Below are 20,344 nucleotides of genomic sequence, written 5' to 3'. Positions count from 1 at the left end.
AAGGCCAGGCCCGTCGCCCCCGATAGGTACCGTCCATGCCCCCCCTCCCCCAACGCTCACGCACGCCATCCCGCCTGCGCCTTGCGCCGTTGCTGGCGCTGGGTGGCACCAGCCTGCTGCTGTGTGCCTACCGGCCAGCGCTGGCCAGCCCGCCTGCACCGGCGTTCAACGCCAGTTTCATGCGCCAGGCCCCTGGCGAGTCGGCCGACGCTGCACAGCTGGCGCTGCAGTCACTCGCCGCCAGTGACTCCCTGACACCCGGCCGTTACCGCGTCGGCATCACGCTGAACCTGGCCCACATTGGCGAGCGCGAACTGGACTTCTTGCCCAGCCTCGACCAGCAAGGCCTGCAAGTGTGCCTGTCGGCCGACCTACTGCGCGAATTCGGCCTGCGCGAGGAGGCCCTGGAGCAGCCGCTGGATGACAGCATGCCCTGCCAGGACCTGGCCCACCTGCTGCCCGACGCCCGTGCCGAACTGGACCCTGGCAAGCTGCAACTGGCCGTGTCGATCCCGCAGTTCGCCCTGCGCCGCGACATTGCCGGCGCGGTACCGGCCGAGCGCTGGGACGCCGGCATCAACGCCGCTTTCCTCAACTACCAGGTCGCCACCCAGGCCCTCAACCGCCGCGATGGCAGCCAGGCCAGCCATGACTTGCTGTTCAACAGCGGCGTCAACCTCGGCGCCTGGCGCCTGCGCAGCAGCCAGGCGCTGCGCGACGATGGCCAAGGCGAACGCCGCTGGACCCGCACCAACACCTACGTGCAACGCGACCTGCCCGACAACCGCGGCAACTTCACCCTCGGCGAAACCTTCAGCCACGGCGAAGTCTTCCGCAGCCTGCCATTCAAGGGCATGCAGGTAGCCTCCGACATGGGCATGCTGCCTGATGTGATGCAAAGCTACGCCCCGGTCATCCGCGGCGTCGCACAAACCCGGGCGAAACTGGAGGTGCTGCTCAACGGCTACCCGATCTACACCACCTTCGTCGCCCCTGGGCCCTATGAGATCGATGACCTTGGCATAGGTGGCGGCAGCGGTGAACTGGAAGTGGTCCTGACCGAGGCCGACGGCCAGGTACGGCGCTTCATTCAGCCGTATTCCAGCCTGGCCAACCTGCTGCGCCCAGGCGTGTGGCGCTACAGCGCCACATTGGGCCGCTACAATGGCGCCGAACACCTCGACAACCCACTGCTGTGGCAGGCGACCCTGGCCCGCGGCGGCAGCTGGAGCACGTTGTATGGCGGTGTACAGGGCGGGGATTACTACCGCGCTGCACTGCTCGGCATGGCCCGCGACCTGGGGAACCTGGGCGCAGTGTCACTGGATGTCACACAGGCCAGTGCCGACCTCGGCGAGCGCTTCGGCCAAGTGCAAGGCCAGAGCTATTCCGCCCGCTACGGCAAGGCGTTCACTACCGGCACCAACCTGCGGTTCGCCGGCTACCGCTACTCCAGCGAAGGCTACCGCGACTTTGACGAGGCCGTACGCGAACGCCATGCCTACAGCGGTTACCTGGGCAACCGCCGCAGCCGCCTCGAAGCCTCGGTGTACCAGAGCCTGGGCAGTCACGGCTCGCTGAGCCTGACCCTGTCCCAGGACGACTATTGGCGCAGCAACCTGCAGCGCAGGCAGTACCAGCTGCAGTACAACACCCAGTACCGCAACATCAACTTCAACCTGTTTGCCTCGCAATCGCTTACCCGCGGCAGCCACCAGGACCGCCTGATCGGCCTGAGCATGACCTTGCCCCTGGACTGGTTCAACGGCGCCAGTGCCACGTTCGCCACCCAGGCCAGTAATGGGCGCCAGAGCCAGCGCGCCAGCCTCAGTGGTGGCGCGCTGGACAACCGTTTCAGGTATACGGCCTCCACCACCCGCGACGTTCAGCAACAGACCTCCGGCGCATTCTCGGTCGGTTACCAGGGCGCCAAGGCCAACGTCGGTGCTGGCTACACCCAAGGCAGCGATTATCAATCTTTTTCGGCCAACGCCAGTGGCGCCATGCTACTGCACGCGGGTGGCCTGACCCTGGCCAGCCAGCTGGGCGAAACCAATGCCTTGATCGAGGTCCCCGGTACGCCTGGCCTCGGGGTGCAAAACACCCCTGGCGGCAGCACCGACAGCGCAGGCTTCCTGATCGCACCACACCTGCGCCCGTACCGCAGCAACCCGCTGCATCTGGAAACCGCCAACCTGGCCCCGCAGATACAGATCGACAACGGCAGCACCCAGGTTGTGCCCCGTCGCGGCGCAATCGTCAAAGCAACCTTTGCCGCCCGCAATGTCAGCCGCCTGGTCCTGACCTTGCTACAGGCCAACGGCAAGCCGCTACCCTTTGGCGCCCAGGTCAGTAATGAGCAGGACGAGGTACTTGCGGTAGTCGGTCAGGCTGGCCAAGCGCTGGTGGCCACCGACGACAAACCACAGCGATTGCGCGTGCAGTGGGGCACGCAGACCTGCCAGTTGGCAATCGCCCCTCGCAGCATGCGCCAAGAACAAGGTTACCGCCTGGAAACCCTGCAATGCCCGAACCCCACCACAGCCAGCACCCGGACCTGAACCCATGAAATTATCCCCTCGCGTCTCGTTGACCTCCCTGTGCCTGGCACTGATGGCCAGCGGAGAGGCATTTGCAGCATCGTTGTGCGAATGGGCCGGCAATAGCGGCGAACTGGTGCACAACCTCACTCTCAGCCCGCAATGGGTAGCCCGGGATGCGCCAATCGGCTCGGTAATCGGCCAGGCAGACGTGCGCTACAACCTGCCTAACGAGGCGGGCCTACGGCTGGTTTGCACCAACTTCCTGGCCCAGGGGCCGCGCCTCACGGCCAGCGTGAACAATACCCAGCCACTGTTCACCGGGTCACTGCCGCCGGTCAACGGCGAAGACCTCACCGGTCGCGTGATCCAGACGGGCGTGGACGGTATCGGCATTCATGTGCGCCTGGACAACCCCTATCACGGCGCAGGCGGCACGCCCGACAATGCCTGGACCTTCATCAAATGGACATCAGTGCCCTGGCAAGGCTATGCCGACCATGACCCCGGCCCGCTAGGCATCGAAATGACCAACCTGCGTGCGTTCATCACGCTGATCAAGACCGGCCCGATCGCGCCCGGCCCCCAGTCGTTCAACGGTGTGCAACTGTTCAGTGGCACCTACAGCCATGTCGGCACCGTGATGCGGTATCACCTGCATGGCACGGTGACCGCCGCGCAATGTACGCTGAAGGCCGATGCGGTCAGCCCGTCACCGGTCGACTTGGGCGCCCACGAGGTGAAGGACTTCGGCAACCCTGGTGACGCCACCAAAGCAGTCCCCTTCCAGATCAGGCTCAATGACTGTGAAAGTGATGCGTCTGGCGGCACTCAGGCCTATGTTCGGCTCGACGGGGCCAACGGGTCGACTCCGATCGACGTAGACAAAGGCGTGTTCAGCCTGTCCAGTGGTTCGGGGGCTACCGGCATCGGCATCCAGGTGCTGCAAGCAGACGGCATCACCCCCTTCCGACTCGAAGAAGACATTGCTGTAACACCGCTGAGCCCAGGCGACATCGCCCTGAATTTCCAGGCCCGCTATTACCAGACCGCAGCCACTGTCACCCCTGGCGAAGCCAATGGGGCGCTCAATTTCACCATCACTTATCGCTGAGACGCGCCCAGCCTGGCAACGTGCTTGCCAGGCTTGCGGTTTTCAGAAAGGCGAAAACGCAAAAAGGGACCCTAAGGTCCCCTTTTGCGTTACATATTTGGAGCGGGAAACGAGACTCGAACTCGCGACCCCGACCTTGGCAAGGTCGTGCTCTACCAACTGAGCTATTCCCGCAATTTGAAGCTTTACCGCTAATCGGCGTGAAGCGCCACGAGGACCTTCACCACCACTGCACCGTGCGAACGCCACAGTATTTAAACTGGAGCGGGAAACGAGACTCGAACTCGCGACCCCGACCTTGGCAAGGTCGTGCTCTACCAACTGAGCTATTCCCGCAAATGGCGTCCCCTAGGGGACTCGAACCCCTGTTACCGCCGTGAAAGGGCGGTGTCCTAGGCCACTAGACGAAGGGGACACACTACACTTTTCAGTGCGCCAAGTATTGAACCTCACGATTCAGCCTGGACTTTCTTTTCCTGCCCCGCCGTCAAGCAGTGCCGGAGAAACTGGAGCGGGAAACGAGACTCGAACTCGCGACCCCGACCTTGGCAAGGTCGTGCTCTACCAACTGAGCTATTCCCGCAATGTGGCGTCCCCTAGGGGACTCGAACCCCTGTTACCGCCGTGAAAGGGCGGTGTCCTAGGCCACTAGACGAAGGGGACACGCTGCTGGCATTACTGCCTGCTTTCACTCCCTGCCGCGTTTCGCTGTGTGCTTTACGCTGCAAGTGGCGCGCATTCTATGGATGCTTCGAACACCCGTCAACCCTTTTGTAGAAATTTATTTAAATCAATGACTTCGGTCCGTATAGAAGGCGTCGCGAGGGCACGCCTAAGGATTGGCGTTGATTTTCTGACACGGCCGTCGCAAAGTGCCATCACTTGAGGAATCTGGCAGTCAGCCGACAAAGTGCATCGAGGAGGCCACGCCGGTCCCTTCGCGGCAGCGACGGCTACAACTACACTCTATTAAGCAAAACTTCTGGATGAGGCGTTAACGGTGACACCACTTCTGATCACTCTGCTCATCGTAGCGGGTATCGCGTTGCTGATCGTGATCGGCTACCTCAACAACGTGGTCGAAAACAGCAAGCTCGAACGTGCGCGACTGAAGATCGACCTCGCCGACCGGGTCCGCCGCTGTGGCGAAATCACCGAGACCTTCCCCGGCCAGTTCATGACCCCGGCACTGAAGCTGCTGCTGGCTCGCCTGGAGTTGAACCTCAACCAGCGGCAACTGGCGCTGGACAAGCACAACGCCGACTTCAAGGCGCGCATCGCCGAGCTCGAAGGGCTGATCGGCCAGGGCGAGAGGATCCCGGTGAACAACCCGCCCTGCCCGATCCAGACCGAAGTCAAAGCCAAGGATGTGCGCTTCCTGCTTGAGGCGCTACACACCCAGATCGTCAAGGCCACCCAGGAGAACGTGCTGCCAACCAACGAGGGCAAGCAATGGGTCAAGGAGATCCGCCACATCCTGGTGCTGCTGCATATCGAGTTCTTCAACAACCTCGGCCAGCAGGCGCTGCAGCAGGAACAGCCAGGCCAGGCGCGGCTGGCCTTCGAACGCGGCGTGCAGTACCTGCGCAAGCAGCCGGAGCCGAAGGTATATGAAGAGCAGTTGACGTATCTGGAAAAACTACTGGCGCGGGCCAATGCCCAGGTGATGGACAAGATGGAGCCGGCGGAGAATGAGCAGAACGAACTGACCGAAGGGCTCAAGACCGATGAAGACGAGACCTGGAAAAAGCGGGTGATCTACGACTGAACTTGAAACCTGTACCGGCCTCTTCGCGGCTAAAGCCGCTCCCACAGGGATCTTTGTAGGAGCGGCTTTAGCCGCGAAGAGGCCGGTACAGTCAACACAACATCAGCAATCGGTCAGCTCCAGGAAGATCGCTGCCAACCTTTCCAACCCCACCTGATCCGCCTCACTGAAACGCGCCAGTTTCGGGCTGTCCAGGTCCAGCACGCCAATCAACCGCCCTTCCTTGACCAGCGGAATCACCAGCTCGCTGTTGGATGCGCTGTCACAAGCAATGTGCCCGGGGAACGCATGCACGTCCTCCACCCGCTGGGTCTGCCGCGTTGCCGCCGCCGCCCCGCACACGCCCTTGCTGAAGGGGATGCGCACACAGGCGACCTGCCCCTGGAACGGGCCGAGCACCAGCTCTTCGTTGCGGTTGAGGTAGAACCCCGCCCAGTTCAGGTCGTCCACCTGGTTATAGAGAAACGCCGAGAACTGCGCCGCATTGGCGATAAAGTCGCGCTCGTCGGCAAACAGCGCCTGCACTTGCGCTGCCAGCAGGTTGTAGCCATCGAGGCCGGTGCCACTGGCATTGAGATCGATCATGTTTACTTTTGCTCCAGCAATTGCAGCCCGACCCAGTAGCGGGCGAACTGATAGGCACAACGGCCATTACGGTTGCCGCGCCCGGTCGCCCAGCGCACGGCGAGAATTTCCAGGGCTTCGTCACGCTGCCAGGCCAGGCCTGCAGGGCGGGCCAGCTGGCCGATCCAGTGCTCGACCACGTCGAGGAAGTGTTCCTGGCTGAAGGGATAGAACGACAACCACAGGCCGAAACGGTCAGACAGGGCGATCTTGTCTTCCACCGCTTCGTTGGGGTGCAACTCGCCATCGACCATCTTCCAGTTTTCGTTGTCGCTCTGTTTTTCCGGTACCAGGTGGCGGCGGTTGGACGTGGCGTACAGCAGGACGTTGTCCGGCGCCTGTTCCAGCGAGCCGTCGAGCACGCTCTTGAGCACCCGGTAGTCCCCCTCCCCGGCCTCGAACGACAGGTCATCGCAGAACAGGATGAAGCGTTGCGGCAGCTTTTGCAGTTGCTCGACGACGCGTGGCAGGTCGGCCAGGTGGTCGCGCTCGATCTCGATCAGGCGCAGCCCCGCGCCAGCATGCTCGGCCAGCAAGGCGCGCACCAGCGACGACTTGCCAGTGCCACGCGAGCCCCACAGCAGGGCGTGGTTGGCCGGCATGCCATTGATGAACTGGTGGGTGTTGCGCCCCAGCTGCTCACGTTGCTTGTCTACGCCGATCAGGTCGGTCAGGCGGATGTCCAGGCTGACTTCCAGCGGCAGCAGGTAGCCACTGCGGCCATCGCGCTGCCAGCGCGCGGCCAGGGTGGTGCCCCAGTCGATGTGCGGGCGCGGCGCCGGCAGCAAGGGTTCGAGACGCGCCAGCACGGATTCGGCGCGTTCCAGGAAACTATTCAAGCGAGCGTCCATGACGACTCCTACAAATTCAGATTCACGGCTGCTGTACCGGCCTCTTCGCGGCTGAAGCCGCTCCTACAGGGATATCACTGCCTTTGAGGCATGCGTTGATCTGTGGGAGCGGCTTTAGCCGCGAAGAGACCGGCACTGGCAATTGAGCAATCAAGGCTGAATGTGCGACAGACCCGCCAGTAGCCAAGGTTGATCGGCTATGCTTGCGCAGCGCAAGGGACGTGAAACCGGCTCGGGACTCATGGATATCAAGTTCACCAATCGCCTGTCATACAAGCAAGCCCGGTTGACAGTCCTGGTCGGCTTCATCCTGGGAACATTGCTCAGTCTCATCCAGATCGGCATCGATTATGCCAGCGAAGACGCATCCATCAACCGTGAAGTGCAGGCTTTGCTGCAAATCAGCCACGATCCGGCTTCGCGCATCGCCTACAACATCGATTCGGAGCTGGCGCTGGAGCTGACCCGCGGCCTGTTGCAGTCACCGGCGGTCATCCGTGCGCGGCTGATCGACAACAACGAAACGGTGCTGGCCGATGTCGAGCGCCCGCGCCTGCAAGACCGCTACCGGCCATTGAGCGACTTTCTGTTCGGCGAGAAGCGCCAGCTCAAGGACCGCCTGTTCCTGACCCACATGCCCGAGGAGTACCTCGGCACCTTGTACCTGGACGTCGACACCTACGCCTTCGGCAGCCGCTTCCTCGACCGCGCCGGGGTCACCTTGCTCAACGGCTTCGCCCGTAGCCTGGTGCTCACCGGCATCCTCCTGGCGCTGTTCTACATGATGCTGACCAAGCCGCTGGTGACGGTGATCGGCGCCCTCACTGGCCGCAACCCTCGCCAGCCCGGGCTGACCCGGGTGGATTGCCCGCCTGGCCACGAACTCGATGAGATCGGCGTGCTGGTCAAGGTCGCCAACCAGCAGTTCGTCAGCATGGCCACCGAAATTCAGCAGCGGCGCACCGCGGAAAACCGCTTGACGCAATACCTGAACGAGCTGGAAGACATCGTCTCGGCCCGCACCGAAGCACTCAAGGCCAGCAACAGCCGCCTCAGCCAGTCCAACCAGGAGCTGGAAGAGGCCCGCCAGCGCGCCCTCGACATGGCTCAGGCACGCGCCGCCTTCCTGGCCAACATGAGCCACGAGATCCGCACCCCGCTCAACGGCATGCTCGGCATGATCGCCCTGGCCCTGGACAGCCCCCTGGCCGGCGAACAACGCCAGCAGCTGTCGATCGCCCACGACTCGGGCAAGGTGCTGGTGGAGTTGCTCAACGATATTCTCGACCTGTCCAAGTTCGACGCCGGGCAGCTGGAGCTGGAGCGCATTCCCTTCGACATGGGCGCCATGGTCGAAGACACCGCCAACCTGCTGTCGCAGAATGCCGCACAAAGCGTCGAGCTGACCTGCCTGATCGCCGGCGACTTCCCAAGCTCGGTGCTCGGCGACCCCACGCGGGTGCGCCAGGTGGTCAGCAACCTGCTCTCCAACGCCCTCAAGTTCACCCGCTTCGGCCGCGTCGATGTGCGCCTGGTACGCATCGTCGGCGGTGTGCGCCTTGAAGTGCGTGACACCGGCATCGGCATCCCCGAAGATGCCCAGGCGCGGATATTCCAGCCATTCACCCAGGCTGGCGTCGGCATCACCCGCCAGTACGGTGGCACAGGGCTGGGCCTGGCCCTGACCCGCAACCTGTGCAAGGCCATGCAGGGCCACCTGCGCATTCAATCCGAACCGGGCTTTGGCAGCCGCTTCAGCGCCGAGCTGCCGCTGACTACGCATACCGAGGCTATTGCACCGGCAGCCCTGCAGGGCAAAGTCGTCGCCCTCAGCGACGCCGGCAGTGGCCTCAGCGAACTGCTACAGGCTCTGCTGCCTGGCTGGGGCCTCGACTATCAACGGCACGACAGTGGCGCAGCCATCGACAACAGCATCGACCTGCTGATCACTGACGACCTGGAACACCTGTTTCAGCTGCGCCCGGCACTCAAGGCACCGATCCTGCTGGTAACTGCTTACGGCAACTTCCTGTCCAGCGAACAATCGGCGCAACTGGCACCCCTGCATCAGCTGGCCCGGCCACTGTCGCGCAACGCGCTGTACCAGACCTTGCGCCGCACCTTGCAGGGGCATGCCCCGGAGCACCCACTGGCCACCCCACCGCTCACGGCCAACGAAGGCCGCGCGCGTATCTTGCTGGTGGAGGACAACCCGGTGAACCAGTTGGTCGCCAAAGGTATGCTGGCCAAGCTCGGCTGCCAGGTACAACTCGCCACCCAGGGCGCCGAGGCCCTGGAATGGCTGGAGCGGGAAGACTTCGACATGGTGCTGATGGACTGCAACATGCCGGTGATGGATGGCTATGAGGCCAGCCGGCGCATTCGCCAGAGCGGGCGTTGGCCAGAGCTGCCGATCGTCGCCCTGACCGCCAACGCCATGCCCGAGGAGCGTGAGCGCTGCCGCGCGGCAGGCATGAACGACTACCTGGCCAAGCCGTTCCGCCGCGAGGAGCTACTGGCACTGATCGACCACTGGGTGCCGCTCAGCGGCTGAGCAGGCGCTCGATGTCGGCTTCCAGGGCCTGGGGCTTGGTGGTTGGCGCATAGCGCACAACCTTGCCGCTGGCCGGGTCGACCAGGAACTTGGTGAAGTTCCACTTGATCTTCTGCGAGCCCAGCAAGCCCGGTGCGCGCTGTTTCAGTTCGACGAACAGCGGGTGAGTACCGGGGCCATTGACCTCGACCTTGCGGAACAGCGGGAAACTCACGCCGAAATTGGCTTCGCAGAACAACGCAATTTCCCGTGCATCGCCCGGTTCCTGCTTGCCGAACTGGTTGCAAGGGAAGCCCAGCACCACCAGGCCACGCTCGCGGTAGTCCCGCCACAGCTGCTCCAGGCCCTTGTATTGCGGGGTGAAGCCACACTGGCTGGCGGTGTTGACAACCAGCAGCGCCTTGCCAGCAAAGTCGCCGAGCTTTTTCTGCTCGCCGCCCAGGGTCACGCAGGGGATGTCCAGCATCGATCCGGCCATTTTCAGGCTCCGTCGTGGGGTTTGAAGTCCAGGCATACCGAATTGATGCAGTAGCGCAAGCCAGTTGGCGGCGGCCCGTCGGGGAATACGTGGCCCAGGTGAGCGTCGCACTGGGCGCAGGTGACTTCGGTGCGGATCATGCCGTGGGAAGTATCGCGGATCTCGATCATCGCGCTTTCTTCGATCGGCGCGTAGAAGCTCGGCCAGCCGCAGCCGGAGTCGAACTTGGTCTGCGAATCGAACAGCGGCAGGTCACAGCAGATGCAATGGTAGATGCCAGCGCGGCGTTCGCTGTTGTACTTGCCGCTGAACGGCCGCTCGGTGCCCTTGAGGCGGCACACCTGGTATTGCTCCGGGTCGAGCATCGCACGCCATTCTTCAAGGGTTTTGTCGATCTTTTGCATGTGGGGACCTCGGCAGGCTGAATTTCACCTCGCGCCGTCTTTTCCGTAGCGCGGGTGGCACGTATATTAGGTGGCTTCGTGTGCACGGGCTCCAAGTCTGGCACCCGCGCCCCGCCCTTTCAAACCTTTCGACGGCGGCGCACCGCGTATTCTCAATCGGGATCACATCATGCAGTTCAGCAAATCGAACAAGCTCGCCAATGTCTGTTACGACATTCGCGGCCCAGTGCTCAAGCACGCCAAACGCCTGGAAGAGGAAGGCCACCGCATCCTCAAGCTGAACATCGGCAACCCGGCGCCGTTTGGCTTCGAGGCGCCAGACGAAATCCTCCAGGATGTGATTCGCAACCTGCCTACCGCTCAAGGCTACAGCGACTCCAAGGGCCTTTTCAGCGCGCGCAAGGCGGTGATGCAGTACTGCCAGCAGAAAGAAATCGAAGGCGTCACCATCGAGGACATCTACCTGGGCAACGGTGTGTCCGAGCTGATCGTGATGTCGATGCAGGCACTGCTCAACAACGGCGACGAAGTGCTGATTCCGGCGCCTGACTACCCGCTGTGGACCGCGGCCGTGAGCCTGGCCGGCGGCAAGCCGGTGCACTACCTGTGCGACGAGCAGGCTGACTGGTTCCCGGACCTGGAAGACATCAAGGCCAAGATCACCCCGAACACCAAGGCCCTGGTGATCATCAACCCGAACAACCCGACGGGCGCGGTGTACTCGAAAGAGCTGCTGCTGGGCATGCTGGAGCTGGCGCGCCAGCATAACCTGGTGGTGTTCTCCGACGAGATCTACGACAAGATCCTCTACGACGAAGCCGTGCACATCAGCACCGCCTCGCTGGCCCCGGACCTGCTGTGCCTGACCTTCAACGGCCTGTCCAAGTCGTACCGGGTAGCCGGTTTCCGCTCCGGCTGGCTGATCATTTCCGGGCCCAAGCACCACGCCCAGAGCTACATCGAAGGCATCGACATGCTGGCCAACATGCGCCTGTGCGCCAACGTGCCGGCCCAGCACGCCATCCAGACCGCGTTGGGCGGCTACCAGAGCATCAACGACCTGGTGCTGCCACCGGGCCGCCTGCTGGAGCAGCGCAACCGCACCTACGAGCTGCTCAATGACATCCCGGGCGTCAGCTGCGTCAAACCGATGGGCGCGCTTTATGCCTTCCCGCGGATCGACCCTAAGGTCTGCCCGATCCTCAACGACGAGAAGTTCGCCCTCGACCTGCTGCTGTCGGAAAAGCTGCTGATCGTTCAGGGTACAGCGTTCAACTGGCCATGGCCGGACCACTTCCGTGTGGTGACCTTGCCGCGGGTGGATGACCTGGAAGCGGCGATTGGGCGGATTGGCAATTTCCTGCGGACTTATTCGCAGTAAGGTTTGACGGAACATTGGTGATGCCTGTGGGATCGAGCGCCGCCCGCGCGGCGCATCGCGGATAAATCCGCTCCTACATCTGTTGCAACGTAGCCATGCCTGACACGCCATGGTTGTCAGCCGGTTCGCACGGCTCAAGTCATGCGCCAGGGCGGGCAACCATGGTGAAACAGGTTCGGTACGTTGCAACAAATGTAGGAGCGGATTTATCCGCGATGCACCGCGCGGGCGGCGCTCGATCTCAAAGACCCCGCAAATCTCAAGGCATGCACCTTTCTTACATCCTGCAACGCTCTGTCTCACAGCCTCCACGCCATCCTCTGCCATACTGCGCCGTACACAGTTTGAAATAGTCGCCCGATTGAATCGCCGCGGCCGGCACCTTATATACCCCGCAGTAAGCAACGACTTATCCGTCAGGAGAACGTAACAACCATGATGCGCATTCTGTTGTTTGTAGCCACCAACCTCGCGGTGGTGCTGGTTGCAAGCATTACCCTGAGCCTGTTCGGCTTCAACGGGTTCATGGCCGCCAACGGGGTTGACCTCAACCTCAGCAGCCTGCTGGTGTTCTGCGCCGTGTTCGGCTTTGCCGGCTCCCTGGTCTCGCTGTTCATCTCGAAGTGGATGGCGAAGATGACCACGGGCACCCAGATCATCAGCCAGCCGCGCACTCGCCACGAGCAGTGGCTGCTGCAGACGGTCGAGGAGCTGTCCCGCGAAGCCGGCATCAAGATGCCCGAAGTCGGTATCTTCCCGGCCTACGAGGCAAATGCCTTTGCCACCGGCTGGAACCGCAACGATGCCCTGGTCGCTGTCTCCCAGGGCCTGCTGGAGCGCTTCTCGCCCGATGAAGTGCGTGCCGTGCTGGCCCACGAGATCGGCCACGTGGCCAACGGTGACATGGTCACCCTGGCACTGGTGCAGGGCGTGGTGAACACTTTCGTGATGTTCTTTGCCCGCATCATCGGCAACTTCGTCGACAAGGTGATCTTCAAGAACGAAGAAGGCCAGGGTATCGCCTACTATGTGGCGACCATCGTCGCCGAGCTGATCCTGGGCATCCTCGCCAGCATGATCGTCATGTGGTTCTCGCGCCGCCGCGAGTACCGCGCCGACGAAGCCGGTGCGCAACTGGCCGGCACCGCTGCAATGATCGGCGCCCTGCAACGCCTGCGCGTGGAGCAAGGCCTGCCAGTGCACATGCCCGATACCATGAAGGCCTTCGGCATCAACGGCGGCCTCAAGCACGGCCTGGCCGGCCTGCTGATGACCCACCCGCCACTGGAAGACCGCATCGAGGCCCTGCGCCGCCGCGGTTGATCCACCTGGCAAAAGAAAAGGGCGACTTCGGTCGCCCTTTTCTTTTGCCTGTGCCGTCCTCTTCGCGCCCCTGTGGGAGCGGGTTTACCCGCGAGGAGGCCGGCACAGCAAACACGTTATTCAGAACTGTACTTGATACACCCGCTCCACCACGCTCTCGACACCGGCCTGGAGGAATTTCGGGCTTTCTTCAATGACCTCCCGTTCGTCCAGCACCTGCACTTTGCCACGCGCATACCCTCGGCGCACTTCATCATCCGGCACCGAAAAAGGCGGGCCAGCCAGCAGTTGCTGATCGTAATCCATGGTCAGCAGCAGCCCTTTGCACCCTGTCGGCAGCACCTTCGCCAGATGTGCCATGTAGCGCGCCCGCATCTCGGGCGGCAGGGCGATAACCGCGGCGCGGTCGTAGAGCCCCATGCAATCGGCAACGTCTTGCGCCTGCAACGCAAAGAAATCGCCACACCAGACCTCTATGTCGCCACTGCGCCAGACCTCGAATGCCCCCTGCTCCGACACCTGCACCGGCAACGCCTGCTCGCGGAAAAAGTCCTCCACCGCCCGCCGGGACAGCTCCACGCCCAGCACCCGGTGCCCCTGCTCCTTCAGCCAGGCCATGTCCAGGCTCTTGCCACACAACGGCACCAGTACGCGACTGCCCACGGGCAGTGCCAGCTTGAGCCAATGCGACTGGAGGAAGGGGTTGACGTCCGTGCGGTGAAAACCGATCTGGTTATCGTCCCATCGCTTCTGCCAAAACGCAGGTTCCATGATCACTCCCGATTTTTAGATGGATTGCGGGTAAAACTTGGTTTGGATTTCGATCTGTACTTGATCGAAGATGATTGCATCTTAACCCTCAGGACCCCGTCATGCTGCCCAGCCTGTTCATCTCCCACGGTTCCCCCATGCTTGCCCTGCAGCCCGGCGCCAGCGGGCCGGCGTTGGCCGGGCTGGCCAATGCCCTGCCACGGCCGAAAGCGATCGTGGTGGTGTCGGCGCACTGGGAAAGCCGCGAGCTATTGGTGACCGGTGGCGCACAGCCAGAAACCTGGCACGACTTCTACGGTTTTCCGCCGGCACTGTACGCGGTGCAGTACCCGGCGCCGGGCGAACCTGCCCTGGCCAGCCAAGTCAGTGAGTTGTTGAACGCTGCGGGCCTGCCGGCGCGCCTGGATGCACAGCGGCCATTCGACCATGGCGCCTGGGTGCCCTTGTCGCTGATGTATCCGGATGCCGGCCTGCCGGTGATTCAGGTTTCCCTGCCAAGCCAGATGGGGCCTGCACTGCAGATCAAGGTCGGCCAGGCGCTGGCTGGGCTGCGGCGCGAAGGTATCCTGCTGATCGGCTCCGGCAGCATCACCCATAACCTGGGCGAACTGGACTGGCACGCCGGGCCGGATGTGATCGAGCCGTGGGCACTGGCATTCAGGGATTGGGTGGTGGAGCGGTTGAAGGCGGATGACCAGGCTGCGCTGCTGGACTACCGGAAACAGGCGCCATTTGCGGCGCGCAACCATCCCAGTGATGAGCATTTGCTGCCGTTGTTCTTTGCCCTTGGGGCTGGGGACAGGTTCGGGATTGTGCACCAGGGCTTCACCCTGGGCGCCTTGGGAATGGACATCTACCGGTTCGACTGAAGATTACCGAGGGGGCGCTTTGCGCCCCTTTCGCGACACAAGGCCGCTCCTACAAGCGATACGCGATCCCTGTAGGAGCGGCCTTGTGTCGCGAAAGGGCTGCGCAGCAGCCCCAAAATAGTACTGGCAAAAAAAATCCCCGACCTAGGCCGGGGATTTTTCATTGCTTCAGGATCAATCTTCGCGGTAGCGGCGCAGCTTCAGTTGCTTACCGGCTACACGAGTGTCCTTCAGCTTGGTCAGCAGCTTCTCGAGGCCATCTTCCGGCAGCTCGATCAGGCTGAAGCTGTCGCGTACCTGGATGCGGCCGATGGCGTCACGGGCCAGGCCACCTTCGTTGAGAATCGCGCCCAGCAGGTTCTTGGCGGCGATACCGTCACGGGCACCCAGGGCGGTACGGCAACGCACACGGCCTTCGGCCAGCGGCATTGGCGCACGACGCTCGCGGTCACCACGATCGCTGCGCTCCGTGCGCTCACCACGCTCGGCACGCTCGCCACGCGGGGCGAAGCTCGGCACCAGCGGCTGCTCGCGCTCTACCGCGGCCAAGTCCAGCGCCTGGCCATTGGTGGCCTTGCGCAGCAGGGCCGAAGCCAGGGCACGTGCACTGCAACCGAGGTCGGCGGTCAGGCGGTCGAACAGTTCGCCATGGGTGGCTTCTGCTTCGGCAACCAGCGGCGCCAGGCTCGAGGTCAGCTTCTTGATGCGGGCGTCCAGTACAGCCTGGGCGTTCGGCAGACGGGCTTCGGCAACCTTCTGCCCGGTCACGCGCTCGATCACCTGCAGCATGCGGCGCTCACGCGGGGTGACCAGCAGCAGTGCACGGCCATCGCGACCGGCACGGCCGGTACGGCCGATACGGTGCACGTAGGATTCCGGGTCGTACGGCATGTCGACGTTGAACACGTGAGTGATGCGCGGTACGTCCAGACCACGGGCAGCGACGTCGGTGGCGACGACGATGTCCAGGCGGCCATCCTTCAGCGAGTCGATCACGCGCTCACGCTGGTTCTGGGCGATGTCGCCGTTCAGCGCAGCAGCCTTGTAGCCCTTGGCTTCCAGCGCGGCGGCCAGGTCCAGGGTGGCTTGCTTGGTACGCACGAAGGCGATCAGCGCGTCGAACTCTTCGACTTCCAGCAGACGCAGAACAGCCGGGATCTTCTGGTCGGCATGGACCATCAGGTGAGCCTGGTCGATCGCGGTGACGGTCTGGGTCTTGCTCTGGATCTTGACGTGCTTGGGCTCGCGCAGGTGGCGTTCGGCAATCGAGCGGATCGACGACGGCAGGGTTGCGGAGAACAGTACGGTCTGACGGCTGGCCGGGATGGCATCGAAGATCACTTCGAGGTCGTCCATGAAGCCCAGCTTCAACATTTCGTCGGCTTCGTCCAGTACCAGGTACTGCACGGTCGACAGGACTTTCTCGTCACGACGCAGGTGGTCGCACAGACGGCCCGGGGTGGCAACGACGATTTGCGCGCCGTTGCGAATGGCACGCAGCTGCGGGCCCATCGGAGCACCACCGTATACGGCCACCACGTTAACGCCAGGCATCTGCTTGGCGTAGGTTTCGAAAGCGGTGGCTACTTGCAGCGCCAACTCACGGGTTGGCGCCAGGATCAGGGCTTGCGGTTCGCGCTTGCTCACATCGATCTTGTTGAGGATCGGCAGGGCGAAGGCAGCGGTCTTGCCGGTGCCAGTCTGCGCCTGGCCGATCATGTCGTGACCGGCGAGGATGATCGGGATCGATTGTTGCTGAATGGCGGACGGCTCTTCATAGCCGGTCGCCAGAACGGCAGCAACAATGTTCGGATTAAGATCGAGAGCGGCGAAGCCGCCGGTTTCCTGGGTCATGGGTCTGCCTCTAAGTGCATCCGCAAAGACCCATGCTGCAAAGCTGCACATGCCTTGAAAGACCGGACGGTCACCCAGGCAGCTTTGTCGGCGGGGATTTGCGAAAACGATTGAAAAAGAAAAACTTGGGAAGGTCCGCCTAGCGGACGTGCAGCCGAAGCTGGACTCGGAGGATTTGCACCACCTGATTTTGAGGTCCGCTAAAAGACCGGCGCGTACTATACCCGAATTAATGCCAGGGGGTGAGTAAATTTTTCTGGCCCTACGGCCAGTACCGGGCCATCAACCCTGACCTGCTGAATCGATTCCCACCTGTAATCCGAGTCGCCCTTTTCGCGGGCAAGCCCGCGAAAAGGGCGACTCGATCTCAGGTAGCTGGCCGAATCTCGCGAATCAAGCCTTCCAGGCTATAGCCCAACCGCGGCGCCAAGGCCTCGGCCCGCGCCCGCAGGCCGTCGAGGTCCAGTTCCTGCTCCAGATCCGCCGGCACCAGCAAGATCACATTGCCCTCCTTCACCGGCAACTCCCAGTAATGCCGGTGGTACAACCCGCGCAGCAGCGCCGCGCCCAGCGGCTTGCCATCATCGTTGGCCCACTGGTTGATCACCAGCCAACCACCCGGGTTCAGCTTCTTCTGGCAGTTCTCGAGGAAATTCCACGCCAGGTGCCCGACACCGGGCCCGTGGTCGGTGTAAAGGTCGACGAACAAAAGGTCGGTCTGCTCGGCCGTGGGCAGCAACTCAAGGGCGTCGCCTATGCGCACGTACAGGCGCGGGTCATCGTCCAGCCCCAGGTGTTCCATGGCCAGGCGAGGTACGTCCGCGCGCAGCTCGATGGCCTCGATGTCTTCCAGCGGCAGGAACTTCATGCACGCCTGGGTCAGGGTGCCGGCGCCAAGGCCTAGAAACAGCGCGCTCTCCGGCTGCTCATGGCACAGCGCGCCAACCAGCATGGCGCGGGTGTAGTCATATTCCAGCCAACTCGGGTCGGCGGTGAACACGCAGCTCTGCTCGATGGCATCACCGAACTCGAGGAAGCGGTAGTCTTCCACCTCGTACACGCTGATCACGCCAAAGGCATCCTCGACCCGGGCCAACAGCTTTTCTTCCCGCTCCGTCGCCATCTACCTGCCACCCACCCGCGCAAAAACGCGCATTGTCCGCCAACGCCCCGGATGCAACAAGCGCGGCGCCAACTGTTACCATGGCAGGCAGCCCAAACAGACAATACCGAGCCTGTGATGAACCGACCGTGGAGCCCTGACAGCTGGCGTGCCCTGCCGATCCAGCAGCAACCGACCTATCCCGACGCCGCACACCTGCTCAAGGTCGAGCAGACCCTGGCCAGCTACCCGCCGCTGGTGTTTGCCGGCGAGGCGCGTGAGCTGCGCCGGCAGTTCGCCGAGGTCACCGAGGGCCGCGCCTTCCTGTTGCAAGGCGGCGACTGCGCCGAGAGCTTCGCCGAGTTCTCGGCGGCGAAGATCCGCGACACCTTCAAGGTGCTGCTGCAGATGGCCATCGTCATGACGTTCGCCGCCGGCTGCCCGGTGGTGAAGGTCGGGCGCATGGCCGGGCAGTTCGCCAAGCCGCGCTCCTCGGGTGACGAAACCATCGGCAATGTCACCCTGCCGGCGTACCGCGGCGACATCGTCAACGGTATCGGCTTCGACGAAAAGAGCCGCGTACCCGACCCGGAGCGCCTGCTGCAGGCTTACCACCAGGCCACCGCCAGCCTCAACCTGCTGCGCGCCTTCGCCCAGGGCGGTTTCGCCGACCTGCATCAGGTGCACAAATGGAACCTCGACTTCATCGCCAACTCGGCGCTGGCCGACAAGTACCACCAACTGGCCAACCGTATCGACGAAACGTTGGCCTTCATGCGCGCCTGCGGCCTGGACAGCGCGCCACAACTGCGCGAGACCAGCTTCTTCACTGCCCACGAAGCGCTGCTGCTCAACTATGAAGAAGCCTTCGTGCGTCAGGACAGCCTGACTGGCGACTACTACGACTGCTCCGCGCACATGCTGTGGATCGGCGACCGCACCCGCCAGCTCGACGGCGCCCATGTCGAGTTCCTGCGCGGCGTGCACAACCCGATCGGGGTCAAGGTCGGCCCGAGCATGAACCCCGAAGCGCTGATCCGCCTGATCGACACGCTGAACCCGGCCAACGACCCCGGCCGCCTCAACCTGATCGTGCGCATGGGCGCCGGCAAGGTCGGCGCACACTTGCCTGGGCTGATCCGTACCGTCGAGCGCGAGGGGCGCAAGGTGCTGTGGAGCTCCGACCCGATGCACGGCAACACCATCAAGGCCAGCAGCGGCTACAAGACCCGCGACTTCGCGCAGATCCTCGACGAGGTGAAGCAGTTCTTCCAGGTGCACCAGGCCGAGGGCAGCCATGCCGGCGGCATCCATATCGAGATGACCGGGCAGAACGTCACCGAATGCATCGGTGGCGCCCGGCCGATCACCGAGGATGCCCTGTCCGACCGCTATCACACCCATTGCGACCCGCGGATGAACGCCGATCAGTCGCTGGAACTGGCCTTCCTGATCGCCGAAACCCTCAAGCAGGTACGGCGCTGAGCAAAGCCTGACGCAACCGGCTGCCCTCTGCCCGAGGGCAGTTCAGTTGCACCCGCTCCAGGCCCAGCCACCGGGCCATGCGCAACAGATGACCCGCCAGGGCTTGATACCCCTCATCGTCCAGCGCTATCGACTCTGTATGCACGGCGTGTACCGCCAGTTGCCCCAGGGCGCGCTCGGCGCGCAGGTCCAGGCGCGCGGCAATGCGTTCGCGGTAGAGGAATGGCAGCACGTAGTAGCCATATACCCGTTTGTGGGCCGGGGTGTAGATCTCCAGGCGGTAGTGGAAATCGAACAGCCGCTCGGTGCGGCTGCGTTCCCAGACCAGAGAATCGAATGGCGACAGCAATGCGCTGGCTTCGATGCGCCGGGGGATGCGTGGTGAGCCGGCGCAGTAGGCCAACTGCTTCCAGCCCTGCACCTCGACCGGCTGCAAACGGCCATCGGCAACCAGTTCGTCCAGTGCCGCCCTGCCCTGAGCGGCCTCAAGGCGGAAGTAGTCGCGCAGGTCGCGTTCGGTTGCCACGCCCAGGGCCGTGGCCGCGTGCAACATCAGGCCTTGATGGGCTTCGGCTTCGCACGGCAGCGCCTGATCGAGGATCGCTTTGGGCAGTACTCTTTCCGGTAGGTCGTAAAGCCGTTCGAAGCCGCGGCGCCCCGCCACCGTTACTTCACCGGCGGCGAATAGCCATTCCAGCGCATGTTTTTCTTCGCTCCAGTCCCACCAGGGGCCGGCCCGTTCCTGGCGGGTGGACAGGCTGCCCGCGCCCAGCGCGCCCTGTTCGCGCACGGCGGCCAGCACGCGAGCGATCACCTCCTGGCGTTCGCGGCCGAATTGCGCAAGCTGGCGGTAGATGCCGCGGCCCTCGGCGGCATGGGCCATGCGCCAGCGCAGCATCGGGTGGAGGCTGAGAGGTAACAGCGAGGCTTCGTGACCCCAGTATTCGAACAGTTGGCGCTGGCGGCCACGGCCCCAGGCGAGTTGGTCGAGCATGGCCGGCGGGTAGTCGCCCAGGCGGGAGAACAGCGGCAGGTAATGGGAGCGCACCACGGCGTTGACCGAGTCGATCTGCACGACGCCCAGGCGCTGCAGCATGCGCTTGAGTGCGGGCAGCGCTGGAGTAGCTTCGGGTGGCTTGCCAAAGCCCTGAGCTGACAAGGCCAGACGGCGGGCCTGGTTGATGGACATCTTGAGCGCCAAGCCTGGGCTCCCTGTGGTGGGTCTA

15 protein-coding genes, 5 tRNA genes and 1 pseudogene are annotated in these 20,344 nt (G+C 63.3%); 8 read left to right on the top strand and 13 right to left on the bottom strand.

Annotated elements, in window-relative coordinates:
* Positions 1-35 precede the first annotated feature (35 nt).
* Positions 36-2,561 carry a fimbria/pilus outer membrane usher protein gene (locus tag APH27_RS17465; RefSeq protein WP_060485488.1) on the top strand — a complete coding sequence of 842 codons (2,526 nt, stop codon included), beginning with the start codon at positions 36-38 and terminating at the stop codon, positions 2,559-2,561.
* A gap of 4 nt (positions 2,562-2,565) precedes the next feature.
* Positions 2,566-3,654 carry a fimbrial protein gene (locus APH27_RS17460; RefSeq protein ID WP_082435174.1) on the top strand — a complete coding sequence of 363 codons (1,089 nt, stop codon included), beginning with the start codon at positions 2,566-2,568 and terminating at the stop codon, positions 3,652-3,654.
* A gap of 98 nt (positions 3,655-3,752) precedes the next feature.
* Here the strand turns inward: APH27_RS17460 and APH27_RS17455 are convergent.
* The 5 genes from APH27_RS17455 to APH27_RS17435 form a co-directional block, all read right to left on the bottom strand.
* A tRNA-Gly gene (locus APH27_RS17455) sits at positions 3,753-3,828 on the bottom strand.
* 86 nt (positions 3,829-3,914) lie between these two features.
* A tRNA-Gly gene (locus tag APH27_RS17450) sits at positions 3,915-3,990 on the bottom strand.
* A 3-nt stretch (positions 3,991-3,993) separates the two neighbouring features.
* Positions 3,994-4,069: transfer RNA gene (locus tag APH27_RS17445), tRNA-Glu, on the bottom strand.
* A gap of 92 nt (positions 4,070-4,161) precedes the next feature.
* Positions 4,162-4,237: transfer RNA gene (locus tag APH27_RS17440), tRNA-Gly, on the bottom strand.
* 4 nt (positions 4,238-4,241) lie between these two features.
* Positions 4,242-4,317 (bottom strand) — tRNA-Glu (locus APH27_RS17435).
* Between the two features lie 337 nt (positions 4,318-4,654).
* Between APH27_RS17435 and APH27_RS17430 the strand changes: the two genes are divergently transcribed.
* Positions 4,655-5,422 (top strand): hypothetical protein, encoded by a 768-nt coding sequence (locus APH27_RS17430; protein ID WP_027919477.1) that lies wholly within the window; start codon positions 4,655-4,657, stop codon positions 5,420-5,422.
* A gap of 102 nt (positions 5,423-5,524) precedes the next feature.
* On the opposite strand, the gene APH27_RS17425 is transcribed toward APH27_RS17430, so the two are convergent.
* Complete coding sequence (locus APH27_RS17425; RefSeq protein WP_027919478.1) at positions 5,525-6,007, bottom strand: GAF domain-containing protein; 483 nt, start codon at positions 6,005-6,007, stop codon at positions 5,525-5,527.
* A 2-nt stretch (positions 6,008-6,009) separates the two neighbouring features.
* The gene (locus tag APH27_RS17420) at positions 6,010-6,897 is read right to left on the bottom strand and encodes an ATP-binding protein (protein ID WP_027919479.1); all 888 of its coding nucleotides are present in this window, start codon (positions 6,895-6,897) and stop codon (positions 6,010-6,012) included.
* Positions 6,898-7,096: 199 nt separating this feature from the next.
* Between APH27_RS17420 and APH27_RS17415 the strand changes: the two genes are divergently transcribed.
* A complete protein-coding gene (locus APH27_RS17415; RefSeq protein WP_060485486.1) occupies positions 7,097-9,451 on the top strand; it encodes a response regulator in 2,355 nt (784 codons plus the stop codon).
* Here APH27_RS17415 and APH27_RS17410 read toward each other — a convergent pair.
* Both APH27_RS17410 and msrB read right to left on the bottom strand, forming a co-directional pair.
* Positions 9,441-9,929 carry a glutathione peroxidase gene (locus APH27_RS17410; RefSeq protein ID WP_027919481.1) on the bottom strand — a complete coding sequence of 163 codons (489 nt, stop codon included), beginning with the start codon at positions 9,927-9,929 and terminating at the stop codon, positions 9,441-9,443. The genes APH27_RS17415 and APH27_RS17410 overlap by 11 nt on opposite strands.
* A gap of 2 nt (positions 9,930-9,931) precedes the next feature.
* Positions 9,932-10,333 (bottom strand): peptide-methionine (R)-S-oxide reductase MsrB, encoded by a 402-nt coding sequence (msrB, locus tag APH27_RS17405; protein WP_027919482.1) that lies wholly within the window; start codon positions 10,331-10,333, stop codon positions 9,932-9,934.
* A 169-nt stretch (positions 10,334-10,502) separates the two neighbouring features.
* On the opposite strand from msrB, the gene APH27_RS17400 reads away from it, so the two are divergent.
* Both APH27_RS17400 and htpX read left to right on the top strand, forming a co-directional pair.
* Complete coding sequence (locus APH27_RS17400; RefSeq protein ID WP_012313392.1) at positions 10,503-11,714, top strand: pyridoxal phosphate-dependent aminotransferase; 1,212 nt, start codon at positions 10,503-10,505, stop codon at positions 11,712-11,714.
* Between the two features lie 435 nt (positions 11,715-12,149).
* The gene (gene htpX, locus APH27_RS17395; protein ID WP_027919483.1) at positions 12,150-13,037 is read left to right on the top strand and encodes a protease HtpX; all 888 of its coding nucleotides are present in this window, start codon (positions 12,150-12,152) and stop codon (positions 13,035-13,037) included.
* Positions 13,038-13,157: 120 nt separating this feature from the next.
* Here the strand turns inward: htpX and APH27_RS17390 are convergent, their stop codons facing one another.
* Positions 13,158-13,808, bottom strand: coding sequence for a thiopurine S-methyltransferase (locus APH27_RS17390; protein ID WP_060485485.1), 651 nt, complete (start codon positions 13,806-13,808; stop codon positions 13,158-13,160).
* 101 nt (positions 13,809-13,909) lie between these two features.
* Here APH27_RS17390 and APH27_RS17385 point away from each other — a divergent pair, with 101 nt between their 5' ends.
* Positions 13,910-14,677 carry a class III extradiol ring-cleavage dioxygenase gene (locus APH27_RS17385; protein WP_060485484.1) on the top strand — a complete coding sequence of 256 codons (768 nt, stop codon included), beginning with the start codon at positions 13,910-13,912 and terminating at the stop codon, positions 14,675-14,677.
* A gap of 174 nt (positions 14,678-14,851) precedes the next feature.
* Here APH27_RS17385 and APH27_RS17380 read toward each other — a convergent pair.
* Positions 14,852-16,565 (bottom strand): annotated as a pseudogene (locus tag APH27_RS17380) (DEAD/DEAH box helicase).
* 333 nt (positions 16,566-16,898) lie between these two features.
* Positions 16,899-17,654 (bottom strand): spermidine synthase, encoded by a 756-nt coding sequence (locus APH27_RS17375; protein WP_060485483.1) that lies wholly within the window; start codon positions 17,652-17,654, stop codon positions 16,899-16,901.
* Between the two features lie 117 nt (positions 17,655-17,771).
* Between APH27_RS17375 and APH27_RS17370 the strand changes: the two genes are divergently transcribed.
* Complete coding sequence (locus APH27_RS17370) at positions 17,772-19,118, top strand: class II 3-deoxy-7-phosphoheptulonate synthase (RefSeq protein ID WP_027919488.1); 1,347 nt, start codon at positions 17,772-17,774, stop codon at positions 19,116-19,118.
* On the opposite strand, the gene APH27_RS17365 is transcribed toward APH27_RS17370, so the two are convergent.
* Positions 19,099-20,307, bottom strand: coding sequence for a winged helix-turn-helix domain-containing protein (locus tag APH27_RS17365; protein WP_305728787.1), 1,209 nt, complete (start codon positions 20,305-20,307; stop codon positions 19,099-19,101). The two genes, APH27_RS17370 and APH27_RS17365, sit on opposite strands and share 20 nt — an antisense overlap.
* Between the last annotated feature and the right edge of the window lie 37 nt (positions 20,308-20,344).

It is taken from the genome of Pseudomonas sp. NBRC 111123 (assembly GCF_001320205.1).
GTDB classification, from domain to species: domain Bacteria; phylum Pseudomonadota; class Gammaproteobacteria; order Pseudomonadales; family Pseudomonadaceae; genus Aquipseudomonas; species Aquipseudomonas putida_J.
Note: the sequence above shows the minus strand (reverse complement) of the source record. Positions and strands in the feature narration are given on the sequence as shown.

Coding starts and splice junctions, on each gene's coding strand:
- APH27_RS17465 (WP_060485488.1), top strand. CDS start 36: ATGCCCCCCCTCCCCCAACGCTCACGCACGCCATCCCGCCTGCGCCTT.
- APH27_RS17460 (WP_082435174.1), top strand. CDS start 2,566: ATGAAATTATCCCCTCGCGTCTCGTTGACCTCCCTGTGCCTGGCACTG.
- APH27_RS17425 (WP_027919478.1), bottom strand. CDS start 6,007: ATGATCGATCTCAATGCCAGTGGCACCGGCCTCGATGGCTACAACCTG.
- APH27_RS17420 (WP_027919479.1), bottom strand. CDS start 6,897: ATGGACGCTCGCTTGAATAGTTTCCTGGAACGCGCCGAATCCGTGCTG.
- APH27_RS17415 (WP_060485486.1), top strand. CDS start 7,097: ATGCTTGCGCAGCGCAAGGGACGTGAAACCGGCTCGGGACTCATGGAT.
- APH27_RS17410 (WP_027919481.1), bottom strand. CDS start 9,929: ATGGCCGGATCGATGCTGGACATCCCCTGCGTGACCCTGGGCGGCGAG.
- msrB (WP_027919482.1), bottom strand. CDS start 10,333: ATGCAAAAGATCGACAAAACCCTTGAAGAATGGCGTGCGATGCTCGAC.
- APH27_RS17400 (WP_012313392.1), top strand. CDS start 10,503: ATGCAGTTCAGCAAATCGAACAAGCTCGCCAATGTCTGTTACGACATT.
- htpX (WP_027919483.1), top strand. CDS start 12,150: ATGATGCGCATTCTGTTGTTTGTAGCCACCAACCTCGCGGTGGTGCTG.
- APH27_RS17390 (WP_060485485.1), bottom strand. CDS start 13,808: ATGGAACCTGCGTTTTGGCAGAAGCGATGGGACGATAACCAGATCGGT.
- APH27_RS17385 (WP_060485484.1), top strand. CDS start 13,910: ATGCTGCCCAGCCTGTTCATCTCCCACGGTTCCCCCATGCTTGCCCTG.
- APH27_RS17375 (WP_060485483.1), bottom strand. CDS start 17,654: ATGGCGACGGAGCGGGAAGAAAAGCTGTTGGCCCGGGTCGAGGATGCC.
- APH27_RS17370 (WP_027919488.1), top strand. CDS start 17,772: ATGAACCGACCGTGGAGCCCTGACAGCTGGCGTGCCCTGCCGATCCAG.
- APH27_RS17365 (WP_305728787.1), bottom strand. CDS start 20,307: ATGTCCATCAACCAGGCCCGCCGTCTGGCCTTGTCAGCTCAGGGCTTT.